Below are 6,943 nucleotides of genomic sequence, written 5' to 3' on the forward strand. Positions count from 1 at the left end.
ACGCCGCGCACGCGACGCCGGTCCGGCGCGAAGACGGCGCACGGCCGGCACGGACCGGCGCGAAGCCGGCGTGCGGAGCCGGCGCGGTCCGGGAGACGGCGCGCGGCGCGCGGACCGGCGTGCGGGCGGGGAGGGTGACGGCGCGGGGACCGGCGTGCGGCCGGGCAGGGGGACGGCGCGGGGACCGGCGTGCGGCCGGGCAGGGGGACGGCGCGGGGACCGGCGTGCGGGCGGGGAGGGGGACGGCGCGGGGACCGGCGTGCGGCCGGGCCCGGGGACGGCACGCGTCGCGCGGGCCGCGCGTGCGGCCGTCGGCGCTCCGACGGCCGTCAGACCGCCACGAGCCGGCGGACGAGCGCCCGGACCGCCGCCAGGCCCGAGGCGAGCGGCGGCACCGAGATCCACTCGCTCTCGCGGTGCATGTCCCCGCCGTGGGTCAGCCCGACGCACACGGTCGGCACGCCGAGCGGGTAGGCGGCGTTGCACTCCGTCGAGCCGATGTCCTCGCGCGCCGGCGGCAGCCCCACGTCGCCGCGCGCGCTGCGGACCGCCCGCAGCAGCGGATGCCGGTCGTCCATCCGCCCGGCGGGCCGGTGGCCGACGCGCTCCACGGTGGCGGTCACGCCGTCGCCGACGGTCTCGAGGGCCGCGGCGACCCGGGCGGCCGTGTCCTGCAGCCGGTCCTCGTCCTCGTCGCGCAGATCGACGACCAGCTCGCCGGCGGCGGCGATGGCGTTGACCGCCGTGCCCGCGCGGACGACGCCGACGTTGACGTGCCGCCCCGGCGGGACGGCGTCGAGCGCGGCCACGCCCGCGCGCAGCAGCGCGTCGGCCGCGGACGGCGTGCCGCGGTCGCCCCACGAGTGACCGCCGGGGCCGGCGTAGCGGGCGCGCAGCCGCACCGACCCGATGCCGCCCACGACGACCTCGTCCAGCAGATGCCCCTCGAGCGAGACGTGGGCCCGCACCGGGGTGGTGCCGAGCAGGTGCTTGACGCCGCGCAGGTCGCCGAGCCCCTCCTCGCCGACGGTCGCGGCCAGGACGAGCGGCTGCGCCTCGCCGAGCGCCCCGGCGGCCAGCTCCCGTCCGAGCACGACGAGCGTCGCGACCGCGACGGTGTTGTCGCCGATCCCGGGGCCGAGCAGCCGGTCGCCGTCCCGCCGCGGCGCCAGCTCGACCTCGGGGCCGAACACGGTGTCGAGGTGCCCGGTCAGGACCACCGGCGCCGACGACGCGGCGGCGTCCGCGGGCGACCAGTCGTCCTCGGCCCGCCACGCCAGCACGTTGCCGACGGCGTCGCGCTCGACGGCCAGGCCGGCGGCCGCGAACAGCTCGGCGACCCGCTGCGCGCGCTGGTCCTCGGCGCCGGTCGGCGCGGAGATCGCGGTGAGCTCGAGCGTCAGGGCGACGATCTCCTCCACGGTCGCGGGGTCGGGCGGGACGGGCGAGCTGGAGCGACGGGACATCCGGTGGGGCCCGGGGGGACGCGGAGGCCCGGGACACCCACCCTAGTCCCCGGCGGACGCCGACCGCGGGCTACGCCGGCCGGAGCAGCTCGCGCGTCACGTGCCCGCCGTGCACGGTGCGCGCCGCCGCCGTCGCCCAGGCCACCAGCAGCAGCGCGTACAGCGCCACCGCCAGCCACGCCAGGACGTCGAGCCCCGTCTCGCGCGCCAGGACCGACGTGCCCGTCACCACCGTGCCGACTGGGAACGTGAAGCTCCACCACGAGAGCGAGAACGGCATGCCGCGCCCCGCGGCCCGCAGGACGAGCGCGCCGGCGAGCCCGAGCCACAGGAGCGCGAAGCCCCACACCGGGACGCCGTAGAGCAGCCCCATCGCGCGGAAGGCGTCCGCGTACGGCGCGCCCACGGCGGTCGGCGCGGCGTCGCCGAGCAGCCCGGCGGCGGTGACGGACTGGCCGAGGGGGCCGAGCACGACGAAGAGCGCGGGCGCCGCGGCGTCGGCGCCCGGACCGGCGGTCGCCAGGCGGCCCCAGACCAGCGTGATGGTGACGAGCGACGCGAGCAGCCCCACGCCGAAGAGCGCGTAGAGCGCGACGAGCAGGGTCGCGCGCGGCTGCCCGGCCGGCAGGTGGGCCAGCAGCGCGGCGCCGGTGGCGGCGGAGACCATCGGCGGGACGACCGGCAGCAGCCACGTCGGCGAGACCCGCTCCGGCCCGGCGGCGTGGCGGGTGAAGAGGACGTAGGGCCCCGCTGCGGCCGCCGCCAGCCCGCCGACCGTGCCGAGCGTCCACAGGGCCGCCGCGACCGGGAGCGCGGCCGCCCCGACGATCTCGTGCCCGACGAGCAGCGTGCCGGCACCGACGGTCATCACCGCCATCGGCGGCGCGCCGAGGAACGGCAGCATGTCGGGGCTCGTCACCGCCCGGCGCGCGCCGGCGGGGTCGCGGAGCCAGGCGGCCGCGGTCAGGACGGCGAGGACGACGAGCCACCCGGCGGCCAGCGCCCACGCCGCGAGCGCGAGCGCGGCGAGGCCCGGGACCTGCCGCGGCAGGATCATCGCCGCGTTGGCGACGATCCCGGTGCCCATCACCGAGGCGAACCAGTTGGGCGTCGGGGCGGGCCGGGCCGGCCGCCCGAGCTCGCGCCCCCACGGCCGGGCCCGCGCGCCGAGGCCGGTGGTGTCGTGCCGGTGCGTGACGGTGCCCATGCCCCGAGGATGCGCGTCCGACGCCGCGCGAACCACTCGCATCGGCCGGGCAGCCATGCCGGCCGGGAATGCGTGCGCGGCCGGGCGGGCAGGAGCCCGGCCGCGCGGCGACGGCGCTAGGCCGTCTTGGCGGCGCGCTCGGCGCGCAGGGCGCGCACGACGTCCGCCGCGGTCCGGTCGCCGGCGCCCCGGGCGGTCGCCGTGTCCAGGGCGCGCAGGGTGCGCGGGACGTGCGCCGTCCAGGTCGTGTCGGTGACCTGGCGACGGATCTCGTCCTCGATCACCGGCGCGGCGAACGCGGTGAAGCGCGTGTCGCGGGCGGGATCGAAGCGGTCGATGGCGCGGCGCAGGCCGACGGCGCCCGCGTCGATCAGCTCCTGTCGGCGGCCGCCCTCGGCGCCGGCGTCCGCCTGGTGGGCCAGGGCCTGCACGAGCGGTAGCGCGCGGCGCACCATCGCGTCGCGGGCGGTCGGGTCGTGGTCGTGGTGGAACCGGCGAAGGAGCTCGAGGTCGCGCCGGTCGCGGCGCGGGGCGTCGCTCAGCATGGGAGGTCTCCCGATTGATCGAAGGTGGGGCCCGTAGGCACCGCGACGGCGTTCGTGCGCGTCCTCGCAGCGATCCTGGGTGCTGTGGCGCGTCTCGCACCGGGGGCCGGAGCCCGGGTGCGACGTGGTCCGCGGACGACCCCTGCGGGGAGCCTCCGGGAGCGAGTCGCGATCCGACGGTCGACGCAGCGCCAGCGTATCACGTCCACTGGCCGGCGAGGCCGATTCGAGACAAGCGAGACACACGGGTCCGGTTCGTGTGTCCGGCGGCACACCGGGGGGTCTCGGACGACCGCCGTAGCGGGACGCTCCGGTGGAACGGACGTCCAGGGACGGTCGAGTCGCCCGCGTCCCCCGCCGATCACCGAGGACGATGCCCCGTCGTCTGATCCCCCTCAGCGCCGTGCTCGTCGCCCTCCTCGCCCTGCCGGCGGGCGCCGCGGCGGACCGCCCGCACCCCGGGACCGGCGGGGCCGGCTGGCCCTGGCCCGGCGCCACGAGCGCGGCCCCCGACGCCCCCCAGGGCAGCGGCGGGTCGTGGCCGGCGGACGCCACGCCGCAGGCGCAGCCCGGCCCCAACCCGTACGGCGGCGGCGCGGACGGCGACGACGCGTCCGCCTGGCCGGCGCCGAGTCCCGGCGCCACGGACGGCGGCGGCCCCAATGGCGCGAACCGGCCGGGCGGGGCGGACGGCGCGAGCGGCGCGGACGACGCGGACGCGCCGGCCGCCGACCCGTCCGTGCTCGTGCCGGTGCCCAGCCGCCGGCGCACGGTGCCCGGGCGCGTGGCGCGCGTGCGCACCGACGGCCGCGTGGCGATCCCGCGGGCGGCCCCGGCCACGGTCAAGCGCGTCCTCTCCGCCGCCAACCGGATCATCGGCAAGCCGTACAAGTGGGGCGGCGGCCACGGCCGGCTCGTCGACTCGGGCTACGACTGCTCGGGCGCGGTGAGCTACGCGCTCATCCGCTCCGGCCTGCTCGGCAGCCCCATGACCAGCGGCCTGCTGGCGCGCTGGGGCCGCCACGACGCCGGCCGCTGGATCGCCGTCTACGCGACGAGCGGCCACGTCTACATGGAGGTCGCCGGCGTGCGCCTGGACACCAGCCCGGTCGGCGACCCGGCCGGCCGCGACGGCGTGCGCTGGCGCCCGCTGATCGGCCGGCGCGCAGGCTTCCACACCCGCCACCCCGCGGGGCTGTAGGCGGCGGCCGCGGGACGGCGGCCGCGGGGTCGGGACGCGTCTCGAGGCCGGTGGGTCGACCCGAGCCGGAACACGCGGCCGGCTCGGCATGCGTTCCGCCTGAGGGCCGGTCGGCGGACCCGAGCCGGAACACGCGGCCGCCGTCCGCCCCGTTCCGGCTCAGGGCCGGTAGGCGAACCGGAGCCGGAACACGCGGCCGGCTCGGCACGCGTTCCGCCTGAGGTCCGGTGGGCGGACCGAAGCCGGAACACGCGGCCGCCGTCCGCCCCGTTCCGGCTCAGGGCCGGTAGGCGGACCCGGGCCGGAACACGCGGCCGGCTCGGCACGCGTTCCGCCTGAGGTCCGGTGGGCGGACCGAAGCCGGAACACGCGGCCGGCCGCCCCGCCCCGGCTCCAGGCCGCGGTCCCGCCGAGGCCCGCGGGCCCCTCTCAGTCGACGACCGCCCGGCCCGCCGCGGCCCAGGCCGCCTGCCGCTCGCGCGGACGGCCGATGACGGCGGCCGTGCCGTCGTCCAGGATCGGGCGCTGCAGCAGCTGCGGGTGCTCGACGAGGATCGCGACCACCTCGTCGATGCCGAGGCCGTCGGCCTGCAGGCCCAGGTCCTTGTACCGCTTGTCCCGCCGGATGAGCGCGTCGACGGGGTCGCCGACCAGCCGCTCGGCGAGCGACCGCAGCTCGGCCTCGTCCAGCCGCTCGGCAACGAGCAGGTACTTGCGCACGGCGACCTCGTGGCCGGCGTCGGTCAGCGCGTCGAGCGCGTGCACCGAGGTCGAGCAGTGCGGGTTGTGCAGCAGCGTGAGCTGGGGCGCGTCCGTGGTCACGGCCGCATCGTATGCGGTGCGTTCCGGCACGGGGTCGGCACGAAGACGGAACGGCTCGCCACCCACGCGCAACGCCGGAGCGACGACGCTCTCTGCGTGGCTGTCGCCCAGCGTCTCCGCACTCCCGACCACGCCGTCGTGCAGCTGGCGCAGCGTCAGCACGGCGTCGTGGGTCACGCGCAGCTCCTGGCGTGCGGGCTGACGCGCAGCGCGATCAAGCGGCGCGTCGCCCAGGGGCGCCTGCACCGGCTGTACCTCGCCGTGTACGCGCTCGGCCACCGCGTCCTCCCGCCCCGCGGCTGGTGGATGGCCGCCGTGCTGGCCTGCGGTGACGGTGCCGTGCTGAGCCACCGCGCTGCGGCGTGCCTGTGGGGGCTGCTACCGGGCGCGCCGGCCACGTCCGACGTGACGGTGATCCGCAGCGTGGAGCGACGGCGCGGGATTCGCCCGCGACGCGTGCGCTGCCTGGTCCCGGAGGACACCGCCCGCCACGACGGCATCCCGGTGACGTCGGTCGCGCGGACGCTGTGCGACGTCGCCGCGTCCGGCGACGCCGACGCGCTCGACGAGGCGATCCGGGAGGCCGTCGACCGGCGGCTGTACGACCAGCGAGAGGTGGAACGCGTGCTCGCGTCGGGACGGCCGGGGGTCGTCGCGCTGCGCGCGGCCGTCACCGAGCTCGGCCTGGAGATGCGCGACGGGGTCCGGCTGAAGAGCCGGCTCGAACGGCGATTCCGCCGGCTGCTCCGCCGCGGCGGCTTCGTGCTGCCCCAGACGAACGTCCTGGTCGCGACCCCGTGGCGGGAGTGGGAGGTCGACGCGTTGTGGCCGGCGCAGCGCATCGTGGTGGAGCTCGACGGCTGGGGCGCGCACCGCACCCGCGAGGAGTTCCGGCGGGACCATCGCCGGGCGAGCGACCTCGAGGCCACCGGCTACCGCGTGCACCGCCTGACGTGGGACCAGGTGATGCACGATCCCGACGGCACGCTGGTGCGGATCCGCCGCCTGCTGCCGTTGGCCGACTGATCTCGCGCCGGGCGAGCCGTCGCTGATCGCACGGTCGGGTGCCGGTTCCGTTCCGGTTCGGGTCCGCCTGCCGGCCCTCAGCCGGAACACGCTCCCGACCGTGGTCCCGTTCCGGTTCGGGTCCGCCTGCCGGCCCTCAGCCGGAACACGTCCCCGACCGTGGTCCCGTTCCGGTTCGGGTCCGCCTGCCGGCCCTCAGCCGGAACACGCCCCCGCCCCTGGTCCCGTTCCGCCCCTGGTCCCGTTCCGGCTCGGGTCCGCCCACCGGCCCTCAGCCAGAACACGCCCCCGCCCCTGGTCCCGTTCCGGCTCAGGTCCGCCCACCGGCCCTCAGCCAGAACACGCCCCCGTCCCTGGTCCCGTTCCGGCTCGGGTCCGCCCACCGGCCCTCAGCCAGAACACGCCCCCGCCCCTGGTCCCGTTCCGGCTCAGGTCCGCCCACCGGCCCTCAGCCAGAACACGCCCCCGTCCCTGGTCCCGTTCCGGCTCGGGTCCGCCCACCGGCCCTCAGCCAGAACACGCCCCCGCCCCTGGTCCCGTTCCGGCTCAGGTCCGCCCACCGGCCCTCAGCCGGAACACGCCCCCGTCCCTGGTCCCGTTCCGGCTCGGGTCCGCCCACCGGCCCTCAGCCAGAACACGCCCCCGCCCCTGGTCCCGTTCCGGCTCAGGTCCGCCC

Annotated in this window: 6 protein-coding genes; 2 read left to right on the top strand and 4 right to left on the bottom strand. The window is 78.3% G+C overall.

Annotated features, from left to right (window positions below; genetic code table 11):
* Positions 1-329: 329 nt before the first annotated feature.
* The 3 genes from J3P29_RS19470 to J3P29_RS19480 all read right to left on the bottom strand — a co-directional run bounded on the left by J3P29_RS19470 (position 330) and on the right by J3P29_RS19480 (position 3,218).
* Positions 330-1,466, bottom strand: a complete 1,137-nt coding sequence (locus J3P29_RS19470; protein WP_210496070.1) for a M20/M25/M40 family metallo-hydrolase — start codon at positions 1,464-1,466, stop codon at positions 330-332.
* Between the two features lie 70 nt (positions 1,467-1,536).
* Entirely contained in the window at positions 1,537-2,673 is a 1,137-nt protein-coding gene (locus J3P29_RS19475; RefSeq protein WP_210496071.1) for a TDT family transporter, read from the bottom strand.
* A 116-nt stretch (positions 2,674-2,789) separates the two neighbouring features.
* Positions 2,790-3,218 (bottom strand): sigma factor, encoded by a 429-nt coding sequence (locus tag J3P29_RS19480; protein ID WP_210496072.1) that lies wholly within the window; start codon positions 3,216-3,218, stop codon positions 2,790-2,792.
* A gap of 373 nt (positions 3,219-3,591) precedes the next feature.
* Here J3P29_RS19480 and J3P29_RS19485 point away from each other — a divergent pair, with 373 nt between their 5' ends.
* Positions 3,592-4,419: a hypothetical protein gene (locus J3P29_RS19485; RefSeq protein WP_210496074.1), complete on the top strand. Its 828-nt coding sequence runs from the start codon at positions 3,592-3,594 to the stop codon at positions 4,417-4,419.
* Positions 4,420-4,848: 429 nt separating this feature from the next.
* Here the strand turns inward: J3P29_RS19485 and J3P29_RS19490 are convergent, their stop codons facing one another.
* Positions 4,849-5,241: an ArsC/Spx/MgsR family protein gene (locus tag J3P29_RS19490; RefSeq protein WP_210496075.1), complete on the bottom strand. Its 393-nt coding sequence runs from the start codon at positions 5,239-5,241 to the stop codon at positions 4,849-4,851.
* 96 nt (positions 5,242-5,337) lie between these two features.
* On the opposite strand from J3P29_RS19490, the gene J3P29_RS19495 reads away from it, so the two are divergent.
* Positions 5,338-6,267 (top strand): type IV toxin-antitoxin system AbiEi family antitoxin domain-containing protein, encoded by a 930-nt coding sequence (locus J3P29_RS19495; protein ID WP_210496076.1) that lies wholly within the window; start codon positions 5,338-5,340, stop codon positions 6,265-6,267.
* The last annotated feature ends 676 nt before the right edge of the window (positions 6,268-6,943 follow it).

This window comes from Patulibacter sp. SYSU D01012, from assembly GCF_017916475.1.
In the GTDB taxonomy this organism is placed as follows: domain Bacteria; phylum Actinomycetota; class Thermoleophilia; order Solirubrobacterales; family Solirubrobacteraceae; genus Patulibacter.